The 20,500-nt window shown below is 49.2% G+C and carries 17 protein-coding genes, 3 tRNA genes, 1 pseudogene and 2 riboswitches; of the genes and pseudogenes, 13 read left to right on the top strand and 8 right to left on the bottom strand.

Features of this window, described 5'->3' with window-relative positions:
- Positions 1–123 precede the first annotated feature (123 nt).
- The 7 genes from G7Y39_RS10185 to G7Y39_RS10155 form a co-directional block, all read right to left on the bottom strand.
- Positions 124–1,029 carry a phage integrase N-terminal SAM-like domain-containing protein gene (locus G7Y39_RS10185; protein ID WP_165157373.1) on the bottom strand — a complete coding sequence of 302 codons (906 nt, stop codon included), beginning with the start codon at positions 1,027–1,029 and terminating at the stop codon, positions 124–126.
- A 101-nt stretch (positions 1,030–1,130) separates the two neighbouring features.
- A tRNA-Leu gene (locus tag G7Y39_RS10180) sits at positions 1,131–1,214 on the bottom strand.
- A gap of 12 nt (positions 1,215–1,226) precedes the next feature.
- Positions 1,227–1,310: transfer RNA gene (locus G7Y39_RS10175), tRNA-Leu, on the bottom strand.
- Positions 1,311–1,326: 16 nt separating this feature from the next.
- Positions 1,327–1,399 (bottom strand) — tRNA-Gly (locus G7Y39_RS10170).
- An 81-nt stretch (positions 1,400–1,480) separates the two neighbouring features.
- On the bottom strand, positions 1,481–2,305 hold the full coding sequence (locus G7Y39_RS10165; protein WP_165157372.1) for a purine nucleoside phosphorylase I, inosine and guanosine-specific: 825 nt from the start codon (positions 2,303–2,305) through the stop codon (positions 1,481–1,483).
- A gap of 11 nt (positions 2,306–2,316) precedes the next feature.
- The gene (locus G7Y39_RS10160) at positions 2,317–3,573 is read right to left on the bottom strand and encodes an amidohydrolase (RefSeq protein WP_165157371.1); all 1,257 of its coding nucleotides are present in this window, start codon (positions 3,571–3,573) and stop codon (positions 2,317–2,319) included.
- A gap of 11 nt (positions 3,574–3,584) precedes the next feature.
- A complete protein-coding gene (locus G7Y39_RS10155; protein WP_165157370.1) occupies positions 3,585–4,940 on the bottom strand; it encodes a dipeptidase in 1,356 nt (451 codons plus the stop codon).
- Positions 4,941–5,123: 183 nt separating this feature from the next.
- Between G7Y39_RS10155 and G7Y39_RS10150 the strand changes: the two genes are divergently transcribed.
- Both G7Y39_RS10150 and G7Y39_RS10145 read left to right on the top strand, forming a co-directional pair.
- Entirely contained in the window at positions 5,124–5,855 is a 732-nt protein-coding gene (locus G7Y39_RS10150) for an SDR family NAD(P)-dependent oxidoreductase (RefSeq protein ID WP_165157375.1), read from the top strand.
- A gap of 351 nt (positions 5,856–6,206) precedes the next feature.
- Entirely contained in the window at positions 6,207–7,865 is a 1,659-nt protein-coding gene (locus tag G7Y39_RS10145) for an amino acid permease (protein ID WP_165157369.1), read from the top strand.
- 126 nt (positions 7,866–7,991) lie between these two features.
- Here G7Y39_RS10145 and G7Y39_RS10140 read toward each other — a convergent pair whose 3' ends face one another.
- Entirely contained in the window at positions 7,992–8,372 is a 381-nt protein-coding gene (locus tag G7Y39_RS10140) for a GtrA family protein (protein WP_165157368.1), read from the bottom strand.
- Between the two features lie 105 nt (positions 8,373–8,477).
- Here G7Y39_RS10140 and G7Y39_RS10135 point away from each other — a divergent pair.
- From G7Y39_RS10135 to thiC, 11 genes and pseudogenes are all read left to right on the top strand, one after another.
- A pseudogene (locus G7Y39_RS10135) lies at positions 8,478–8,573 on the top strand (antibiotic biosynthesis monooxygenase); the annotation flags it as partial.
- 26 nt (positions 8,574–8,599) lie between these two features.
- A riboswitch (cobalamin riboswitch) is annotated at positions 8,600–8,797 on the top strand.
- Between the two features lie 127 nt (positions 8,798–8,924).
- Positions 8,925–9,842 carry a sirohydrochlorin cobaltochelatase gene (locus tag G7Y39_RS10130; protein WP_165157374.1) on the top strand — a complete coding sequence of 306 codons (918 nt, stop codon included), beginning with the start codon at positions 8,925–8,927 and terminating at the stop codon, positions 9,840–9,842.
- A gap of 15 nt (positions 9,843–9,857) precedes the next feature.
- Complete coding sequence (locus tag G7Y39_RS10125; RefSeq protein WP_241159997.1) at positions 9,858–10,103, top strand: hypothetical protein; 246 nt, start codon at positions 9,858–9,860, stop codon at positions 10,101–10,103.
- Between the two features lie 56 nt (positions 10,104–10,159).
- Positions 10,160–11,572 (top strand): precorrin-3B C(17)-methyltransferase, encoded by a 1,413-nt coding sequence (gene cobJ / locus G7Y39_RS10120; RefSeq protein WP_165157367.1) that lies wholly within the window; start codon positions 10,160–10,162, stop codon positions 11,570–11,572.
- Entirely contained in the window at positions 11,569–12,768 is a 1,200-nt protein-coding gene (gene cbiE, locus G7Y39_RS10115; RefSeq protein ID WP_165157366.1) for a precorrin-6y C5,15-methyltransferase (decarboxylating) subunit CbiE, read from the top strand. The genes cobJ and cbiE overlap by 4 nt, the downstream gene beginning before the upstream one ends.
- The gene (gene cobM, locus G7Y39_RS10110; RefSeq protein WP_165157365.1) at positions 12,765–14,546 is read left to right on the top strand and encodes a precorrin-4 C(11)-methyltransferase; all 1,782 of its coding nucleotides are present in this window, start codon (positions 12,765–12,767) and stop codon (positions 14,544–14,546) included. Before cbiE ends, cobM begins: the two co-directional genes overlap by 4 nt.
- Positions 14,546–16,369 (top strand): cobalt-precorrin-5B (C(1))-methyltransferase CbiD, encoded by a 1,824-nt coding sequence (gene cbiD / locus G7Y39_RS10105; RefSeq protein WP_165157364.1) that lies wholly within the window; start codon positions 14,546–14,548, stop codon positions 16,367–16,369. The genes cobM and cbiD overlap by 1 nt, the downstream gene beginning before the upstream one ends.
- Positions 16,370–16,489: 120 nt before the next feature.
- Positions 16,490–16,587: riboswitch (TPP riboswitch) on the top strand.
- A complete protein-coding gene (gene thiD, locus G7Y39_RS10100; RefSeq protein WP_165157363.1) occupies positions 16,582–17,430 on the top strand; it encodes a bifunctional hydroxymethylpyrimidine kinase/phosphomethylpyrimidine kinase in 849 nt (282 codons plus the stop codon). (Overlaps the previous riboswitch by 6 nt.)
- The gene (locus G7Y39_RS10095; RefSeq protein ID WP_165157362.1) at positions 17,423–18,019 is read left to right on the top strand and encodes a thiamine phosphate synthase; all 597 of its coding nucleotides are present in this window, start codon (positions 17,423–17,425) and stop codon (positions 18,017–18,019) included. The genes thiD and G7Y39_RS10095 overlap by 8 nt, the downstream gene beginning before the upstream one ends.
- Positions 18,010–18,738 (top strand): thiamine phosphate synthase, encoded by a 729-nt coding sequence (locus G7Y39_RS10090; RefSeq protein ID WP_165157361.1) that lies wholly within the window; start codon positions 18,010–18,012, stop codon positions 18,736–18,738. Before G7Y39_RS10095 ends, G7Y39_RS10090 begins: the two co-directional genes overlap by 10 nt.
- Before the next feature lie 16 nt (positions 18,739–18,754).
- Positions 18,755–20,452, top strand: coding sequence for a phosphomethylpyrimidine synthase ThiC (gene thiC / locus G7Y39_RS10085; RefSeq protein ID WP_165157360.1), 1,698 nt, complete (start codon positions 18,755–18,757; stop codon positions 20,450–20,452).
- Positions 20,453–20,500: the final 48 nt, after the last annotated feature.

The raw sequence follows: 20,500 nt of genomic DNA, 5'->3' as shown, positions 1-20,500 counted from the left end.
GACCCTCCGCCTTGTAGCGAATGTAAAAGTTTTCAAAATCTTCGTTGCTGTAATACATAATTTATCAAGATTAATGTTACAGCCGCGAATGTAGTCGGTTTTACTCAGGCTGTGCTTGGACGCTTACATTCTTTTAGCGCACGTCTCCATATCTTTCCCAAAAATATAAAAATCAGGATTGGCCTTATCTAATCCCATCTCCATTATAATACTCTCAAGCGATCTTGGTATGGTAATGGAATCTTGGGTACCGGTTTTAGAGACGTTGGATGGTATGGTAATCGTATGGTTCCGCAAATCCACGCATCCTACCTTAAGATACATGAGCTCAGTTCTCCGGATAAAAGCGTACCGAACGAATTGAGTGGCATAATAAAGCCTTATGTCATGGTCACGCATATATGCAATGGCCATCTCTGCCTCACGAGAGGTAAAGGCGACGTTCTTTCCTTTTTCCTCCTTTGATTTCTTTACTGCGCAGAACGGGTTTGTGGCGATCTGCTCTCTCTCTACCAACATGAAGAAAAGCGTTTTCAAGTAGCTGACCGTATTATTGCAAGTCTTCCCGGAGAAATTACGCTTCGTCTTGAGATAATCCACATATTCTAGGGCATGTATTTTCGTAAATCCAGAAGGTTCAAATGTATCATACCCCATATCCTTGCACCATATACCGAAAAATTTCAAGGCATTGCTGTATATCTCGACACTTCTCTTCCTTAGTGAGCAGGATTTTATATTTAGCATATCCCCCAATGAGACCAATAGAGTCCTTCGCTCGTTCTCGCATTTCTGCTCAAAAGGGTTCCAACCCTCATCCTCCAGCATGGATATAACCGTAACCAAGGCTGCTTTGGCCGCCTCTTGCCGCTCACGTTTCTTCTTGAACCTATTTATCCCTAGCTTATAGCGGAATTGTTTGGTGTCTCCAGTACTCTCATCCTTAGCTCGGAAATAGATATACCATTGCTTGCTTAAATCGCCTCCGCAGTCGCAGATCCTCGGTGTACTAAATGTAAAATTATTCATATATCAATCCTTTTTGTGTACTTTAGCTGTGTACTTTAGCTGTGTACTTTTGAATTTATATATGAATAACTATTTAAATATCAATACTTTAAAAAGTATTGTACGCAGGATGAGACTTGAACTCACACGCCGTAACCGGCACTACCCCCTCAAAGTAGCGTGTCTACCAATTCCACCACCTGCGCATTTTGGAAGGGTGCCCAGAACAGGACTCGAACCTGCACGATCGCAAAACCACTCGCACCTGAAACGAGCGCGTCTACCAATTCCGCCACCTGGGCAATCAATACGTGAAAGAGCGGAAGACGGGACTCGAACCCGCGACCCTAACCTTGGCAAGGTTATGCTCTACCAACTGAGCTACTTCCGCACACGCAACCGCTTTACTCTCAATCGCGGGTGCAAAGGTAGTGATTTCATTGAAACCACCAAGCCTTCGCACTACTTTTTATTAGATTTTTTTGATCAATTCCGTAAATAGTTGTGTCATAACGGATGCAGCTTTATTAGCCGCAACGATAACATCGGTACCATCATTTACGAAGTCATCAGCGAAATGATAGCCCTCGTTCGTGATGACAGACATGCCGAATACACGCAAGCCTGCGTGACGTGCCACGATTACTTCCGGTACCGTACTCATGCCAATCGCATCTCCACCGACTTTTCCATAGAAAGCATACTCGGAAGGAGTCTCGAAGGAAGGACCTGTCAAACCTACATATACACCTTTCTTTAACGGGATAGATCGGGAGGCGGCTATTTCTTCCACATAGCGGATAAATTCACGATCATAAGCACGGGTCATATCCGGGAAACGAGTGCCAAAATCCTCATTGTTCAGACCGATCAGCGGGTTCGGCATCATATTGATATGATCCTGGATGATCATCAGATCGCCTACCTTGAATGTATCATTGATACCTCCGGCGGCGTTCGAGACCAAAAGGTTCTTGATCCCTAAGAGTTTCATTACACGTATGGGAAAAGTCACCTGTTGCATCGTGTAACCCTCATAGTAATGAAAACGGCCTTGCATAGCCAAGACTTGCTTATCCCCTAGTTTGCCACAAATAAAATTCCCCTTATGCCCGGTAGCGGTAGATTTCATAAAATGTGGGATCTCCGCATAAGGTATCACTATGGGGTCTGTTATTTGATCGGCTAAAGAACCTAAGCCACTACCGAGGACAATGGCAGTCTCCGGATTACCTTTGATCCGGCCAGCTAAATTGGCGGCCGCTTCACGGTATTGTTCGGTTTTAATCATTTCCATATTTAATCAATTTAACGTTTCATCAAGTTATAAGCTATCTCTGCCGCTTTCTCCATAATCTCGTCCTCTCCCGGTACCTTCTTATTCTCCATCAATATTTTACCATCACAGATAACGGTATCCACGCAACTACCGTTGGCAGCGTATACTAGATTAGAGACAAAATTGAAGTTCGGAGTAAAAGCGGGGGTATTGAGATCGATCAAACATAGATCGGCTAAATATCCCTCCTTGATCTGCCCGGCTTTTAAACCGAACATAGTGGCGCCTTCCGCTGTAGCGGCTTGCAGCATCTCATTCGCGGTCAAGGCTTCGGGATCTTTCCGCCAAGCTTTCCCTAATAAGGAAGCCAGCTTCATCGCCTCGATCATATCCAAGTTATTGGAAGAGGAACAACCGTCCGTCCCCAATCCCACGGTGATACCCGATTGACGCATTTCCTTGAACTTGAAATGAATACCGGAAGCCAGTTTCATGTTTGAGGCCGGGTTATGTACGACTTTCACCTCATGATCAGCCAGCATACGGAGCTCGTCATCATCGATGTAGATTCCATGAGCGATGATCAAGCGTGGAGAAAGCACTCCTAGCTTATCTAAATAACGTACAGGAGTGAGTCCGAATCTATCGACAGAGTCTTTCACTTCCCCTTCTGTCTCTGCCAGATGCAGATGGATCGGAATTTGATGTTCCATAGCGAACTGATGCGCCCATCTCAGAAGCTCACCGGAAACGGTATAGATGGCGTGTGGTCCGATCGAGAAGCGAACCCGTTTGCTGTAGTTCTCCACATTTTGGATCAGTCGCTCGTTATAGCGTTTGCATTTCTCCGTCTCTTCCTTATCAAAACCGTCGAAGCAAACGCCGGCTATGATACCTCGCAATCCCATCTCCTCTGTCACATCGGCCGTGACACGAGGGCGTTGATACATGTCGAAGAAAGTGGTCGTGCCACTTTTTATCATTTCCAAGCACGCTAATTTCGCTCCCCAATATACATCCTCACGGGTCATTTTCGCTTCATTTGGCCAGATCTTCTGCTCAAGCCATGGCATAAGCGGCATATCATCACCGAAACCGCGGAACAAAGTCATGGCGGCATGTGTATGAGCGTTCACGAAACCGGGAATGACGGCTTTACGGCTTCCATCCAACACCTTATCGGCAGGAAAAGATAGTCTCGTTCCTATTTGCTTGATCTCTTTTCCCTCGATATAGATGTCAATCGTTTTATCGTTAAACAGGACATTCTCTATTAATAGACTCATCTCCTTCCTTCTCATTTATATAAACGGTAAAATTCCGCTACCGATTCGATTCCCTTAAAGAAGATATCCAATTCCTGACTCTCGTTGGGAGAATGGATCGCGTTTTGCTCCAAGCCGAATCCCATCAGTACGGTCTTGATTCCTAATACCTGCTCGAATGTAGAGATAATAGGAATGCTACCTCCGCGACGGACCGCCAATGGCTTCTTCCCAAATGCGATACCAACAGCCTTTTCTGCCGCTTGATAAGCTGGTAAGTCGATCGGACAAACATATCCTTGCCCACCATGGCTGGGCGTGACTTTCACTTTGACATAAGGTGGGGTCACACGAGCTATATACTCCTCAAACATCTGGGAGATCTTGGCGTGATCCTGATGTGGAACCAAACGAGTGGAAACTTTAGCATAAGCCTTTGAAGGCAATACCGTTTTGCTTCCTTCCCCCGTATATCCGCCCCAAATACCACAGATATCGAAAGAAGGCCGGCAGCTATTGCGTTCTAGCGTAGAATAGCCTTTCTCTCCGAAAAGAGCGTCTACCCCGATCGCTTTCTTATATTTTCCCTCGTCGAATGGGATTTGGGCGATCATCTCCCGTTCCGCGGGAGATACATCCTCCACGTCGTCATAAAAACCGGGGATCGTGATGCGTCCATCCGCATCGGTGATATCTGCCATCAATTTGCAAAGTACATTGATCGGATTCGCTACGGCTCCGCCAAAATGACCGGAATGCAAATCGCGGTTCGGCCCGGTTACTTCTATTTCCCAATAAGACAAGCCGCGTAAGCCTGTCGTGAGTGACGGTGTTTCGGCACCGACCATGCTTGTATCGGAAACGAGGATTACATCCGCTTTCAATAATTCTTTATGTTCCCGGCAAAAATCTTCCAAACTAGGAGAACCTATCTCCTCCTCTCCTTCGAAAATAAACTTTACGTTACACTGTAACAAGCCTTCTTTAATTGCGGTCTCAAAACCTTTTACTTGAATCATACCTTGTCCCTTATCATCATCTGCTCCACGGGCCCAAATGCGTCCGTCCCGGATCACCGGCTCGAAAGGTTCACTCTTCCACAATTCCAAAGGTTCGGCGGGCATTACATCATAATGAGCGTAAACCAATACGGTCGGAGCATTGGGAGATACCCTTTTCTCGGCGTATACGACAGGATTGCCTTTCGTAGGCATTACCTCGGACTTGTCCGCGCCGGAAGACAGCAGCACCTCTGTCCAACGTCGGGCGCATGCCAACATGTCCGGTTTGTTCTCATGCTTGGCGCTGATTGACGGAATACGGATTAAAGAGAACAATTCATCAAGAAAGCGATCCTTATTGGATTCGATATAAGATTTTACTGACATAACGTTTTATTTTATATAAGTTATAAATTGTAGCAAATATAATGAAACAGATGGGGATTGCAAGGGATTTTATGCTATTTTAGCCGTTTGTTACTATAATCCACTACACTGCAAGGCTGGTTGCAGCAGACATAGCATGAGAATTTAATTTATCTTTATTATTAATTTATGGCATCAAGCATTATGATCAAACGAATTATCATTATTGGCGCTACCTCCGGTATTGGCTACGAGGTCGCTAAGATTTATTGGAAACGAGGATATGAACTAGGATTGGCTGGTCGTCGGGTTGATCGTTTGGAGGAGTTTCGTAAGCAAGATCCGGGACATATCCAGATAAAGCAGTTGGACGTGACCGCCGAGGATGCCGTTGATCGTTTAGAAGAGCTGATTCGTGATTTGGGAGGAATGGATATGTTCCTGCTTAGTTCAGGAATCGGCAACCAGAATAAATATTTAGACATTTCCATTGAACACGCTACGATACAAACGAACGTGACAGGGTTTACACGCATGGTACTAGCTGCCTATCATTATTTTTCCAGTCAAGGTGGCGGGCATATATCTGTAATCAGCTCTATTGCCGGAACCAAAGGATTAGGTGTCGCTCCCTCCTACTCGGCTACCAAACGATACCAAAATATTTATATAGACGCTTTAGCCCAACTTTCCCGTATGGAGAAACAGCCCATTTTATTTACGGATATCCGTCCGGGATTTGTCTGTACGGATTTATTGAAAGACGGCAGGAATTATCCTATGCTGATGTCTCTCCAATACGCCGCCCTACGTATCGTTAACGCTATAGACCGGAAAAAGAGAAGGGCGATCATCGATTGGAAATACGCTATCCTTGTCTTTTTCTGGAGACTGATCCCTGAATGGCTTTGGGAACGATTGCCGATACGGAATTAGGATCGGCTATGCGGGGCATCGCAACTTTCGCAATCTAATCTGCGACAGGCTTACATTGCGCCGGGAGGTATGTCGAATGGTTCTGGATGTAGCTGAAGGCTGAAATATGGCATTTGGGATACTAAAGTGTGGCATTTGGGATGCTGAAATGTGGCATTTGGAATGCTGAAATGTGGCATTTGGGATGCTGAAGTGTGGTATTTCCGGAGACCAAACTGCAGGGGTGGAACTGCCGTCCTTTCATACCTTACCTTTCATGCCGTCATATAAAAATCGCTATTCTGCCAGTGTAGAATCCCACGGTTTTTATCTAAATTTGCGCCCGGTTACTAATTTTTTAATCTAATACAGATGGGTTTATTTATTAAGAAGCCTTTAGCGGATTTGATGACCGAGGCAAATGATTCGGGCAGCAAATCGCTGAAGCGTGTCCTTGGCCCGTGGAGTTTGATCGCCTTAGGCGTCGGCGTTATTATCGGCGCCGGACTGTTCTCCATTACGGGTGCGGTGGCCGCCGGGTATACGGGGCCTGCCATTACTTTATCTTTCGCTATCGCCGCCTTGGGCTGTTGTTTCGCCGGGTTATGTTACGCCGAGTTCGCGTCCATGATCCCGGTGGCAGGCAGCGCATACACCTACTCGTACGCCACGATGGGTGAGTTGGTCGCTTGGATTATCGGTTGGGATTTGGTGCTCGAGTACTGCGTGGCCGCTACGACTGTTAGCATAAGTTGGAGCCGGTATTTGGTCGTTTTCCTGGAAGGATTCGGAGTGCATCTACCGCAAGCCTTGACGGCTTGTCCTTTGGATGGCGGTATCGTGAATATCCCGGCTTTCGTGATCGTAGTGTTAATGAGTATTTTGTTGATACGAGGGACGGAAGGCAGTTCTATCTTCAATGGGATCATCGTATTCTTGAAAGTCTCCGTAGTCTTGGTGTTCGTAGTCTTGGGATGGAAATATATCCGTATGGAGAATTATACGCCTTATATCCCCGCCAATACAGGGACTTTAGGCGAATTTGGTTTCTCCGGTATCCTACGAGGGGCGGCTATCGTATTCTTCGCTTTCCTTGGTTTCGACGCCGTAAGTACGGCGGCGCAGGAAACCAAGAACCCGAAACGCGATATGCCGATCGGGATCTTGATGTCATTGGCAGTTTGTACCCTATTATATATGTTGTTCGCCCACGTGATGACCGGAGTCGTACATTACTCGGCGTTTGCCGGTCAGAATGGAATCGCTCCCGTGGCAATCGCCATCGATCATATGGGGCAAATGGATGCTTCCGGTGTGATCCGTCCGGATTACCCTTGGATGAACCGTGCGATCGTGGTAGCTATTTTACTGGGATATTGCTCGGTTATCATGGTAACGTTATTAGGACAGAGTCGCGTATTCTTGAGTATGAGCCGGGACGGACTGCTACCTCCCCTCTTTTCCCATATTCATGAGAAATTCCGCACGCCGGCGCGAAGCAATCTTCTGTTTATGTTATTGGTCGGCACATTGGCCGCTTTCGTCCCGGCGAGCGTAGCGGGTGAGATGTGCAGTATCGGAACTTTGTTCGCCTTCACGCTGGTTTGCGCCGGGGTATTGATTGTCCGTAAGACTATGCCGGACGCTCCCCGGTCTTTCAAGACCCCGTTGGTCCCGTTCGTCCCTATCTCCGGTATCATAACTTGTCTGGTGATGATGCTTTTTCTCCCGGCTGATACATGGATTCGTTTGGTGTTATGGATGTTAATCGGTCTGGATATATATGTTTGCTATGGTATCAAGCATAGCGTACTGGAACATATGCAGAAACATCGCTCGGGACAGACTGTGTTGGATATGATCGGTATCACCCTATCCGTGCTTTGCGTGATTACGGGGCTTTGGCACCAGCAAACCGCGGGATGGGGCGAGAGCAAAGTCTTATTGATTATCTCATTCATATTCGCTTTCACGCATCTGGCTTTCTACCTTTACAGACTCGGGAAGCAGTTTACGAGCCTTACCCGTTAGCGATTCAGCACGATTAGTCCCGATGGTCAATACCGGTAGTGGCGAAGGCTTACGCAAGCTGTCGCTTTGACCTTCGCCGCTACCGGCGTACCATACCATTTTCTTTGATATGTTTTATTGGAGATTCTAGCTCTTGAAAGTAAGTTTCTTATTCATCGTGAAATTAACGGCTCCGTAAACGAAAAGCCCAAGGAACTGACCCAGATATTCATTTAGGCCGATCCCCTCCACCATCAAAAGCAAGAATATGAATTGAGTAGCGTAAGCGCAACCAAAAGCGATTAAGAATAAAGGCATTTCCTTCCAGAAATTACCTTTCCCGGAAGAAAATACCCAGTATTTACTCCAAAAGAAGTTATTCACCAAGGCAGCCACATATCCAGCCATGTTCGACCACAAGTAATTACAATCCAGAACATCCATCAATATCCAGATTACCAATGCGGTGATCAAAGCGTTTAAAGAACCTACAATGGCGAAACGAAGAATACGAACAGATTCCTTCATGCTGCTAATTATACGTTTCGAATGACAAATATACGGTTTTATGCGTATATTCGCGCTGAATTTCGATCAAGTATGCAACATTTTTAAAACAATTATGAAGTATGATTGATTAGACTAAATGTATTTATTCAAGTAAGTGAAGAGAATCGTCCCGTCGCGATGGAGACCGCGAAAGAATTGGTTGAAAAGTCTTTGAAAGATGTTGTTGCTTTTCGAGATTATTTATATAGATTTGCGACCGCTTAGGTGATGGAGTTTGTCTGCCGACAGCTCTATAAAAGGGAATCCGGTTAGAACCCGGAACAGTGCCCGCTACTGTGAAGCTCTTGAAAAGGAAAGCGTTCTGCTATGCCACTGTCTTAAGAAAGATGGGAAGGTTGCTTTCTGAGCCAGTCAGGAAACCTGCCAAGCGAAGTAATGATTAATTCCTCCCGGGGTTAGAGGGAATTAAGCGGATAGGATTATCACCTATATCTATGAGTTTTTGGAGACAAGACAATGCGTCGTCTCCCCGGGATTGATATGTAATCTAATTATTAATATATTCATATGATGGAGAAACATTTACTATCATTCTTCCTGTTGATTATCAGTCTGGTTTGTCGTGCGCACGATGGCGATAATTTTGTAGTGTCCGATTTATTCGCCTCTTTGCAGCCGGGCGACAAGCCCGCTTTGTTGATGGTACATTTCGGAACCACCCATGATGATACGCGTGCCTTGACAATCGATGTGATCAATCAAAAAGCGAAAGAAGCATTTAAAGATGTTGAGGTGCGTGAGGCATGGACTTCTCGCATTGTAATGCGCCGCTTGAAAGCTCGTGGTGTAAAGAAACTAAACCCGATCGAAGCCTTGGAAAAGTTAAAGGTTGATGGTTATACGCACATCTTGATCCAATCCACGAATATAATCGAAGGCCTCGAGATGGAATCTTTGCGTAGGGAGGTTGCCGCCATGCAGTCTTCTTTCAAGGAAATCCGAATCGGTAATCCCCTGTTGTACGCAGTAGAAGATTATGAGGCGGTCATCGCTGCCATCACAAAAAACGGGGCAAAAGAGGACGCTACCGTACTGGTCGGTCATGGCACTTACACTCCGGCGACAGCCCAATATGCTATGTTGGATTATATGTTGAAGGAGAAGGGATTCAAGCATTATTCCGTAGGAACCATCGAAGGCTATCCCTCTTTTGATGCGATGGAAGCCCAACTCAAAGCAAATGGCATGAAAAAAGTCCTGTTGATGCCCTTTATGTTTGTCGCCGGAGACCATGCGAAAAACGATATCGCCGGCGATTGGAAAGAGGAGCTGGAAAAAAGAGGCTACGAGGTAAGCCTATTTATGGAAGGCCTGGGACAGCATCCGGACATCCAGGACATCTTCATCCGGCATGCCCGTTTTATGGCTACGCATAAGATGACCGATATCCTTGCGAAGAAAAAGGCTTATGCGATAGAAAAGGAGTGAGTATCCATTCAGGACGTGGACAATAGCTGTTATTACATCGATCCCCGCAACGGGCAATTCCGGTATGTGAACACCCCGTCCCGTTGGCACCACCGGATGTATCCGGCATTGCATAGCTTGAATCTGAAATTCTTGGTGGATCATCCGGTCGTACGGAACATCGTGATGTGGGGGATCGTGCTGGGAGGCATTGTTCGTCTCCTTGTCCGGTGTATGGCTCGCGATAAATATATTAGACGAAAAGCAAGAAGAGAGAAGTAAAGCCTGTATATTTGTATTACGTTATATGGGGACATTGTATTATAAAATAGGTTTGAATGAATAAAGGCAAGATTATAGTCGCCGGGATCGGACCCGGTAGCGAGGCCGATATAACGCCTGCTGTTTTGGGCGCTATCCAAAGCTCGGATGTTATTGTAGGATATAACTATTATTTCCGTTATATCAACCACTTACTTCGTGATGGAACGAAATGCATAGATACCGGTATGAAACGCGAGCAAGCGCGTGCCGAGCTGGCTTTCGCTTACGCAAACGAGGGAAAAACGGTTTGCGTGATCAGTTCCGGTGATGCCGGTATTTATGGCATGACTCCTCTGATTTACGAGATGAAGAAAGAATCCGGAAGCGATATCGAGGTCGAGTCGTATCCAGGCATCAGCGCTTTCCAGAAAGCTGCGTCCTTGCTTGGCGCTCCTATCGGGCATGATTTCTGCGCGATTTCCCTCTCAGACTTGATGACTCCTTGGGAACTGATCGAGAAGCGGATTCATGCGGCGGCCATGGCCGATTTTGTTACGGCGATCTATAATCCGAAAAGCGAGGGACGTTATTGGCAACTCTATCGCTTAAAAGAATTGTTCCTGCAAGAACGCAAGCCGGAGACTCCGGTCGGTTATGTACGTCAGGCCGGGCGGGAGGAACAAGAAGTATTCGTCACTACGCTCGCTGATCTGGATCCCGAGCGGATCGATATGTTTACGGTAGTCTTGATCGGAAACTCGCAAACCTATCTTTTCGGGAATCACATGATCACTCCTCGGGGATATTATGGCGAGATCAAGCAAAAGAAAACGGATACGAGCATCGGACAGGACATCATGATCCGTAGTTTCCGTACGATCGAGAAGGAGCTGAAAAACCAAGAGATCCCGTTGGATAAGAAATGGGCGTTACTCCACGCCATTCATACGACGGCCGATTTCGATATGGAAAATATCCTTTATGCCGACCCGGACGTTGTCTCTACATTATATAATAAGATCAGCCGCGGGGAAGTTTGTACGATCATCACCGATGTCACGATGGCCGCTTCCGGCATTCGTAAGGGTGCTTTGCAACGTCTGGGTGTCGAAGTGAAATGTTACCTCCATGATGAGCGGGTCGCTGAGATGGCTTCGAGCAAAGGAATTACCCGTACCCAAGCCGGTATTCGCCGAGCGGCGGAAGAGCATCCGAACGCTCTGTTTGTCTTCGGGAACGCCCCGACCGCCCTTATGGAATTATGCGACTTAATACGTAAAGGTAAAGCCACTCCAGCTGGTATTATCGCAGCTCCGGTAGGTTTCGTACATGTACAAGAATCCAAACACATGGTGAAGCCTTTTATCGGTATACCGAAGCTCATCGTGGAGGGTCGTAAAGGAGGTAGTAATCTAGCGGCTACGCTGGTGAATGCTATCCTTTGTTTTAATGACGCGGAACAATTAAAACCGGGAAGAGACGTATGAACCGATTTTATGTCATAGGGCTGAATGATAATATGCGGCAATACTTCCCGCCGGAGGTATCGACGATAATCTCGTCCCACCGGGTGTTCTCCGGAGGTGTGCGGCATCATGAGATCGTACGTTCGCTCCTGCCCGAGGAGGCGGACTGGATCGATATAAAAGTCCCGTTGGACGAGGTCTTCGATCGCTATCGTTCGTACGACGGCCGGGAAAGCATCGTGGTATTCGCTTCCGGGGATCCTCTGTTTTTCGGATTCGCCGTTACGATTCAGAATCGATTGCCGGATGCGCGAATCCGTCTGTTCCCGTCATTCAACTCCTTGCAACTCTTGGCGCAGAACCTGTTGATGCCTTACCACGATATGCGGATCGTCTCCCTTACCGGGCGGCCTTGGCACGAGCTTGATCGCGCCTTGATCGAGAACGCGGCTAAAATAGGCGTGCTCACGGATCGAGAACATACACCTACGGCCATCGCTTGCCGGATGCTGGAATACGGCTATGATAATTATACCATGTTTGTGGGAGAACGGCTAGGGAACGCCGAAGGGCAGAACATCCGCCAATTCAGTATACAAGCCGCGACGATGAATCGCTTTGCCCATCCGAATTGCTTGATTCTCCGGAAAGAGCGTGATGGACATTGCCGAAAATTCGGCCTGCCGGATTCTGCTTTCGAGCATTTGAACGGACGGGAGAAGATGATAACCAAAATGCCGATCCGTTTGCTATCTTTGAGCATGCTAGATCTGAGAAACCGGGAACGTTTTTGGGATATCGGCTTTTGCACGGGTTCCGTCTCGATCGAGGCTAAATTGCTGTTCCCGCATTTGCATATCACGAGTTTTGAGATCCGGGAAGAGGGACGAGAGTTAATGCGTGAGAATTGCCGTCGTTTCGGGGCGCCGGGTATCGAGGCTATAATCGGAGATTTCTTATCGGCGGATTTATCAGCGTTGGAGGCTCCGGACGCTATCTTTATCGGTGGACATGGTGGGAAACTAGTGGAGATTCTTATGGCAGTTTCCCAAAAGATGAAAGAGAACGGCGTTATCGTTTTCAACTCCGTATCCGACGAGAGCAAAGCGCTTTTGGCGGAAGCCGTCCGCCAAACCGGTCTTCGGATATCCGCTCAAACCCGTATCACTATTGATGACTTTAATACAATTACCGTGCATGTTATTTACAAATTATGAGTACAATATCAATTATTTCAATATCTGATAGCAGCCGGGTGCTTGCTGAGCAAATTCTTGCCGCTTATCCCGAGGCAAAGATCTTGCCATTCAGCTCTTTCTCAAAAGAGATTTTTCATGAATCCGGTAGCTTGGTATTTATAGGGGCGATGGGAATTTGCGTACGCTGTATCGCTCCCTTCGCGGAAGATAAACATACCGATCCGGCCGTGGTTTGCATAGACAGTACCGGCAAATACGTGATTCCGGTCTTATCCGGACATATCGGCGGAGCGAACGATCTTTCTAAGGAATTAGCGAACCTATTAGGAGCCGAGGCGATTATCACGACACAAAGCGACAACGTAAACCTATGGGCGCTCGATACGTTAGGGAAGAAATACGATTGGACGTTGATCGCCAAAGATAGCAATGCCGCCATCTCCACTTTTGTCAATGGGAAGCCGACAGCGTTACTCCTTGATATACGAGACAAAGGAACGGATTATTTGGAGCGTACAGCCCCGTCTCATGTCTCTATCTTTTATTCCTTCGAGGCGATCCCGCAGCAAGACTATGAGTTATTGATGATCGTCAGTCCCCAACAATACGATACCTCCATCCCTACGATCACCTATATCCCGAAAGTCCTTCACCTGGGAATGGGTTGCCGCAAGGATATGCAAGGTGATCCTACGGCCGTTTACGAACATATTAAAGAGGTATTGCGTGATAAACGTCTATATCCGGAAGCCTTGGCGGACGTAAATACAATCGACCTGAAGAAATGCGAACCGGTGCTGACATTACTGGCTTATGACGTTATGGAATGCCCTTTCCACACGTATACGTCGGAGGAGCTGAAAGCTATCCCGGTGCCCAATCCCTCGGAGAAAGTCTTGGCGGTAACCGAATCCCCTAGTGTATCGGAAGCTTCCGCCATTTACGCGGCTCATGGCGGTTCGCTTTGGGTCGAGAAGCAAAAAGCGGATTTAGGGAAAGGGAATGAATATACCTTCGCTGTAGCGTTCGATAGGGCGGCCTGCCGCACAGGACATATCGAGATCGTAGGAGCCGGTCCTGGTGATCCGGACTTGATCTCCATCCGCGGACGGCAAATGTTGGAGAAAGCGGATTTGATCCTGTATGCCGGAAGCCTTGTCCCGAAAGAACTTACCTTATGTGCGAAGGCTGGCGCCACGGTGCGAAGCTCGGCGGATATGAATCTGGAAGAACAGTTTGCCTTGATGAAAACGTTTTACGATAAAGGATTGTTTGTCGTTCGTTTGCACACGGGCGATCCATGCATCTATGGAGCTATTCAAGAGCAAATGAATTACTTCGATCAATACGGAATGGATTATCATATCACTCCGGGTATCTCCTCTTTCCAAGCCGCCGCCGCCGCTCTTTATTCTCAGTTCACGATCCCGGAGAAAGTACAAACGATCATCCTCACTCGCGGCGAAGGACGTACGCCTATGCCAGAGAAAGAGCAGCTGCACAAACTGGCTCAAAGCCAAAGTACGATGTGTATCTTTTTAAGCGCTGGTGTCGTGGAGAAGGTTCAAGATGAGTTATTGCAACACTACGCACCAACCACCCCGGTAGCCGCCTGCTACAAGTTGACTTGGAAAGACGAGCGTATCTACCGCGGGCAACTGAAAGATCTCGCAAAAATCGTAAAAGAGAATCATCTGGCACTGACGACATTGCTTGTCGTCGGGGATGCCATTGATAATCGCAAGGGTCTATCCCGCTTATATGCGGATGAGTTCAAACATCTTTTCCGCAAGTAATGATACTGATTCTTGGAGGAACGACAGAGGGCCGTGCGGCTGTGCGGGTAGCGGACGAGGCAGCCGTCATCTATTACTACTCGACGAAAGGAGCTTCGCAATCCATTGAATGCGCTCATGGAATCCGTTTGACCGGAGCCATGAACGCAGAGGAAATGGAGCGTTTCTGTCGAGACCACGCGATTAAGCTATTGATCGACGCGGCACACCCTTTCGCTCAAGCGCTGCGTCAAACGATCGAGAAAGTATCGAACGGTCTACAGATTCCGGTGATTCGTTACGAACGTCGGTATCCACCTCGTGATGAGGACTTGATTTGGTGCGACAGTTATGAAGATGCGATCCGCCAAATGGAAAACAAAAGCATCCAACGGCTGCTTGCCTTAAGTGGCGTGAACACCCTTGCCCCGCTCCGTCCTTATTGGCGATCGCATACCACCTGGTTCCGTATATTGGAACGGGAAGAGTCGTTGTCTTTGGCCGAGAAGCAAGGTTTCCCTTGTGAACGGTTGGTTTTCTATCAGGAAGGCGAGGATGCGTTAAGGTTGTTGGAGCGACTCCATCCGGATGCGATCTTGACGAAGGAAAGTGGTTCCTCTGGTTATTTTACGGAAAAGGTGGACGCTGCCCGCCAATTCGGAATACCTGTGTTTGTCGTGAAGCGTCCCGTCTTACCGGAAACATTCTACCGAGTGTATGGCGAATACGGCTTGCGCAAACAAATCGAACGCCTGTTGCCCGAATTCTTCCCCTTGAAAAGCGGATATACGACCGGAGCTTGCGCTACTGCCGCCGCAAAAGCCGCTTTATCGGCCCTATTATCGCGAAAGGAACAAACGGAAAGCCGGATAACATTACCTGCGGGAGAACCGATCACGTTGCCGGTAGCCCATACCGAGTGGGCCGAATGTTCCGCCACCTGTACCGTGATCAAGGAGTCTGGGGATGATCCGGACGTGACGAATCATAGCTGGATTCAGGCTACCGTTCGATTAGTTCCCGAAGCGTCCGGTCGCGACGATACGGAAAGAATCATCTTTCAGGCAGGCGAAGGAGTCGGAACTGTGACCCTTCCGGGACTTGGCCTGGAAATCGGCGGCCCGGCCATAAACGCCACTCCCCGTAAGATGATCCGGCAAGAGCTGATCCCGCTCCTGCCCTCGCCCGATTCCGCCGCGATTGTCACGATCTCGGTTCCCGGTGGCGAAGAGTTGGCGAAACGCACCTTCAATCCGAAACTTGGAATTATCGGGGGAATCTCCATTATCGGGACATCCGGGATCGTACGTCCTTTCTCGTCGGACGCTTTTATTGCCTCGATACGAAAAGAAGCCTGTGTCGCCAAGGCGATAGGTTGCGAGACGTTGGTGATTAATTCCGGGGCGAAGAGTGAACGCTACCTTCGGAGCTTATACGCCTCTCTGCCTCCACAATCATTCGTTCATTACGGGAACTTTATTGGAGAGACGCTAAAGATCGCTGCCGATTTAGGTTTCAAGCAGGTTATCTTAGGCATCATGATCGGTAAGGCGGTGAAACTGGCGGAAGGCTTTTTGGATACGCACAGCCAGAAAGGCGTCATGAACAAAGGCTTCCTTCAGGATTTGGCGAAAGAGGCGAGATGCGAGAAAGCGACCGCGGATGGAATCAATCGGATTACGTTGGCCCGTGAGCTATGGGAGCTTCTTTCGGAAAAGGAACAAAATCGTTTCTTCCCATTGCTTTTACAAAAATGCAAATCGCGTTGCGCACCCATCCTTCCCGGCGGCAAACTGACCTTGCTGTTAATATCGGAAGCGGGCAAGGTCTTGTACCGATCATAGCTGTTTATTCTTTTTATTAGAGATTCTTCATGATGCCACCCCGCACGTGTAGGGCTAGCGCGTTAAAATGATCGTTTAAAAGCCGGGAATATCTGAATATCGTTTTTTTTCACTAAGTTCGCGCCATCGAAGGGGTGCCATACTCTATGGGCTGAGATCATACCCTTACTACTTGATGCGGGTAATGCCGCCGTAAGAAAAACGAATGTCAGATGAATAAAAATGAAACGTACCGTTATCCGGTAGCTTTAACGATCGCCGGATCCGACAGTGGCGGCGGTGCCGGGATACAAGCGGATATTAAGACTTTTTCCTCGCTGGGTGTTTTCGGAGCCTCGGCGATAACGGCAGTAACCGCTCAGAACACACAGGGCGTACGAGGAATCCAAGCAATCTCTCCCGATATCTTAAGAGGACAAATCGAAGCGGTTTTGGCGGATTTCACCGTAGATGCCCTCAAGATAGGAATGCTGCACAACAAGGATGCCGTAAAGGTCGTATCCGAGAGTCTGCCCTCCTTCCGGCGAACCCCTATCATTTTAGATCCGGTGATGATATCCACGAGCGGGAGTAAACTGTTGGAGGATGACGCCATCCGGGTCATCATCGATGAGTTATTCCCGAAAGCGACGTTACTTACCCCGAATATTCCAGAGACGGAATATCTTTCCGGCATAAAAATCAAGAACGAGGCGGATCTCTTGCTTGCCGCCCGGGAATTGCGGGAAAAAGGATGTAACGCCATCTTGGTCAAAGGAGGGCACATCCCCGGAGCAGAGACGGTGGATCGGCTGTTTATCGGTGAAGCGGCTCCGGTTTGTCTGGTTTCGCCAACCGTGGAGACCTCTAATACCCATGGAACGGGTTGTACGCTATCGTCTGCCATCGCCGCTTATATGGCGCTCGGCCATCCCTTGACGGGAGCCGTACGGTTGGCCAAGGAATATATCAACAACGCGCTCATTCACGGAGCAAATGTATGTATGGGAAAAGGGAGCGGACCCGTAAACCACTTTTTCTCGCCCGCGGTCCTTCATAAAATCCGATGCCATCATGAATAAGCTGGTCGTAATTACCACCCCCTGTTTTTTCGCGGAGGAAGCCGCTTTGATCGAATGTCTGTTCGCGGAGGGAATGTCTCGCTTGCATCTACGCAAACCAGATTGCGAGCGTGACGAACTGGAGGGTTTGTTGGATAAAATCTCCCCGGCTTATTACGACAGGATCGTTCTTCATGACTGGTTCGACCTGGCCGAGGAAAGGGCTTTGGGAGGCGTCCACCTGAACCGGAGGAACCCGGAAGCCCCCCCCCTCTATAAAGGAGGTATCAGTCGTTCTTGCCACAGCCTGGAAGAGATTGTCCGGTATAAACCGGTGTGCGACTATGTGTTCCTCAGCCCGATCTTCCCAAGTATATCCAAGGAGGGATATGGCGGCGGGTTCTCCCCGGACGGATTGCGAGGTACGAAGGGCATCATCGATGATAAGGTGATCGCCTTGGGAGGAATCAGCCCGCGCACGATCACGCGATTGAAAGATATCCCCTTCGGCGGTGTCGCCGTTCTCGGGTGGCTTTGGGGAAACGATCCCTCCCGGCTTGCCGCGGATCGACTCATCAAACAATTCAAACAATTACAAGTATGGCTTTAACTGATTATTTCGGATATGACGGGAAGGGAAGAGCCGGTCGGAGAACCGTCGGACTACGCCCTCCTTTTGGCGGGAAGAACCGCTTGATGTTTATAACGCGTCGTACGCCCGCGTATACGGAATGCGACCAGGTACGCATGGCGATCCGGGGAGGATGCTCGTGGATACAGTTGCGCGTGAAGGAGGGGCTCTGTGTCGATACCGTACGTAAATGCGCCGCCATCTGCGCGGAGGAATGCGGGCGGATCGTGGATCTTTGCGTAAACGATGATCTGGAGGCCGCCGTGACGGGTGGCGCCACGGCTTGCCATCTGGGTAAGAAGGATATGCCCCTGGACATCGCCTGGGAGGTGCTGGGAGAACGGTTAGCCCCCGACGTCCCCTTCTATATCGGGGCCACGGCGAATACCTTCGAGGATATCCGGCAGGCCGTAGACCGGGGCGCCTCGTATATCGGATTGGGACCGTATCGTTTCACGGATACCAAAAAAAACTTAAGTCCCCTGTTGGGCCTGGAGGGTTATCGCACGATAATCGCTCAATGCAGAGAGGCCGGCATGGATATTCCTATCTTCGCGATAGGGGGCATCACGCGGGAAGATGTAGGCCCTTTGATGGAGACGGGCATAACCGGGATCGCCGTCTCGGGCGCGATTGTCAACGCCCCCGATCCCGCGGAGGAGACCCGCCGGTTTATAGCGGAAATCAATACGTACTAAACTAAACTAAATATATATGGCTAATAAGAAGAATATGCGAATTTCCTATCCCTCCTCGGAAAAGATTTATGTACCGGGCGAGATGAATAATATCCGGGTAGGCATGCGTAAGATTAAATTGCTGGACACGGTAAGCTTGGATGAGCATGGCGAGCGGATCTTCCGGAAGAACAACCCGGTAATCGTTTACGATACGAGCGGCCCCTACTCCGACCCCAGGATACTGATCGATATCGCCAACGGGATTCCCCGTATACGCGAGGAGTGGTATGCCAAGCGTAAAGATGTGGTTCAATTGCCGGAACTGTCCTCCGCTTATGCCCGCGAGCGCTTGGCGGACGCGCGTCTGGATTCGCTGCGTTTCCCAAAGCGGCACTTGCCTTTCCGGGCGAAAGCGGGGAGGATCATCACCCAGATGTATTACGCGAAGAGGCGCGTCGTCACGCCGGATATGGAGTACGTGGCGATTCGCGAGAACCAGCAGATCGAGGCGCTGGGGCTGAAGTCGTATATCACGCCGGAGTTCGTCCGCAAGGAGGTCGCCGCCGGTCGCGCGGTCATCCCGGCGAATATCAATCACCCGGAAGCCGAGCCGATGATTATCGGCAAGAAGTTCTTGGTGAAGATCAATACCAATATCGGCAACTCCGCCCTCTCCTCCGGTATCGACGAGGAGATCGAGAAGGCGATCTGGAGTTGTAAGTGGGGCGGCGATACGTTGATGGATCTCTCTACCGGCGACCATATCCATGAGACGCGCGAGTGGATCATCCGCAACTGTCCGGTCCCGATGGGCACGGTGCCTATTTACCAAGCCTTGGAGAAGGTGAATGGCAAGGTAGAGGATCTTTCGTGGGAGATCTATCGGGATACGTTGATCGAGCAGGCGGAACAGGGCGTGGATTATTTCACGATCCATGCGGGTTTGTTGCGCCGCTATGTGGAGCTGGCGGCGAATCGCCTGACGGGGATTGTCTCCAGAGGCGGATCGATCATGGCCAAATGGATGCAGCTTCATGGCGAGGAGAACTTCCTCTACACGCATTTCGCCGAGATCTGCGAGATACTGGGGGCCTACGACGTGACGGTCTCTATCGGAGACGGGCTCCGCCCCGGTTCTATCTACGACGCGAACGACGCGGCGCAATTCGCCGAGCTTCACACCATGGGAGAATTGGCACGCATCGCCTGGTCGCAATTCGTGCAGGTGATCATCGAGGGTCCGGGCCATGTCCCCCTGAACAAGATCCATGACAATATGAAGGAGCAACAGTATGCCTGCCACGGAGCCCCGTTCTATACGCTGGGCCCGTTGACGACCGATATCGCGCCCGGATACGATCACATCACGTCGGCCATCGGCGCCGCGCAAATCGCTTGGCACGGGACGGCCATGATCTGCTATGTCACGCCGAAGGAACATTTGGGATTGCCGAACAAGGAAGATGTGCGCGCCGGGGTGGTCGCCTATAAGATCGCGGCACATGCCGCCGACTTGGCGAAAGGGCATCCCGGTGCCCAGGTACGCGATAACGCGTTGAGCAAGGCTCGCTTCGATTTCCGCTGGAAAGACCAGTTCAACTTGTCCCTGGACCCGGAAAGGGCATTGCAATATTACAAGGAGAGCGCCGTGACGGATGGGGAGTATTGCACGATGTGCGGTCCTAATTTCTGCGCGATGCGGCTGAGTAAGGATTTGCGAGATTGCAAGTAGCGCCTCTTTTCCGTTGGGAGCGCCGCCCGGGATCCTGAGCGGCGCTTT

Source organism: Parabacteroides sp. ZJ-118 (genome assembly GCF_011038785.1).
Classification (GTDB): domain Bacteria; phylum Bacteroidota; class Bacteroidia; order Bacteroidales; family Tannerellaceae; genus Parabacteroides.
Note: the sequence above shows the minus strand (reverse complement) of the source record. Positions and strands in the feature narration are given on the sequence as shown.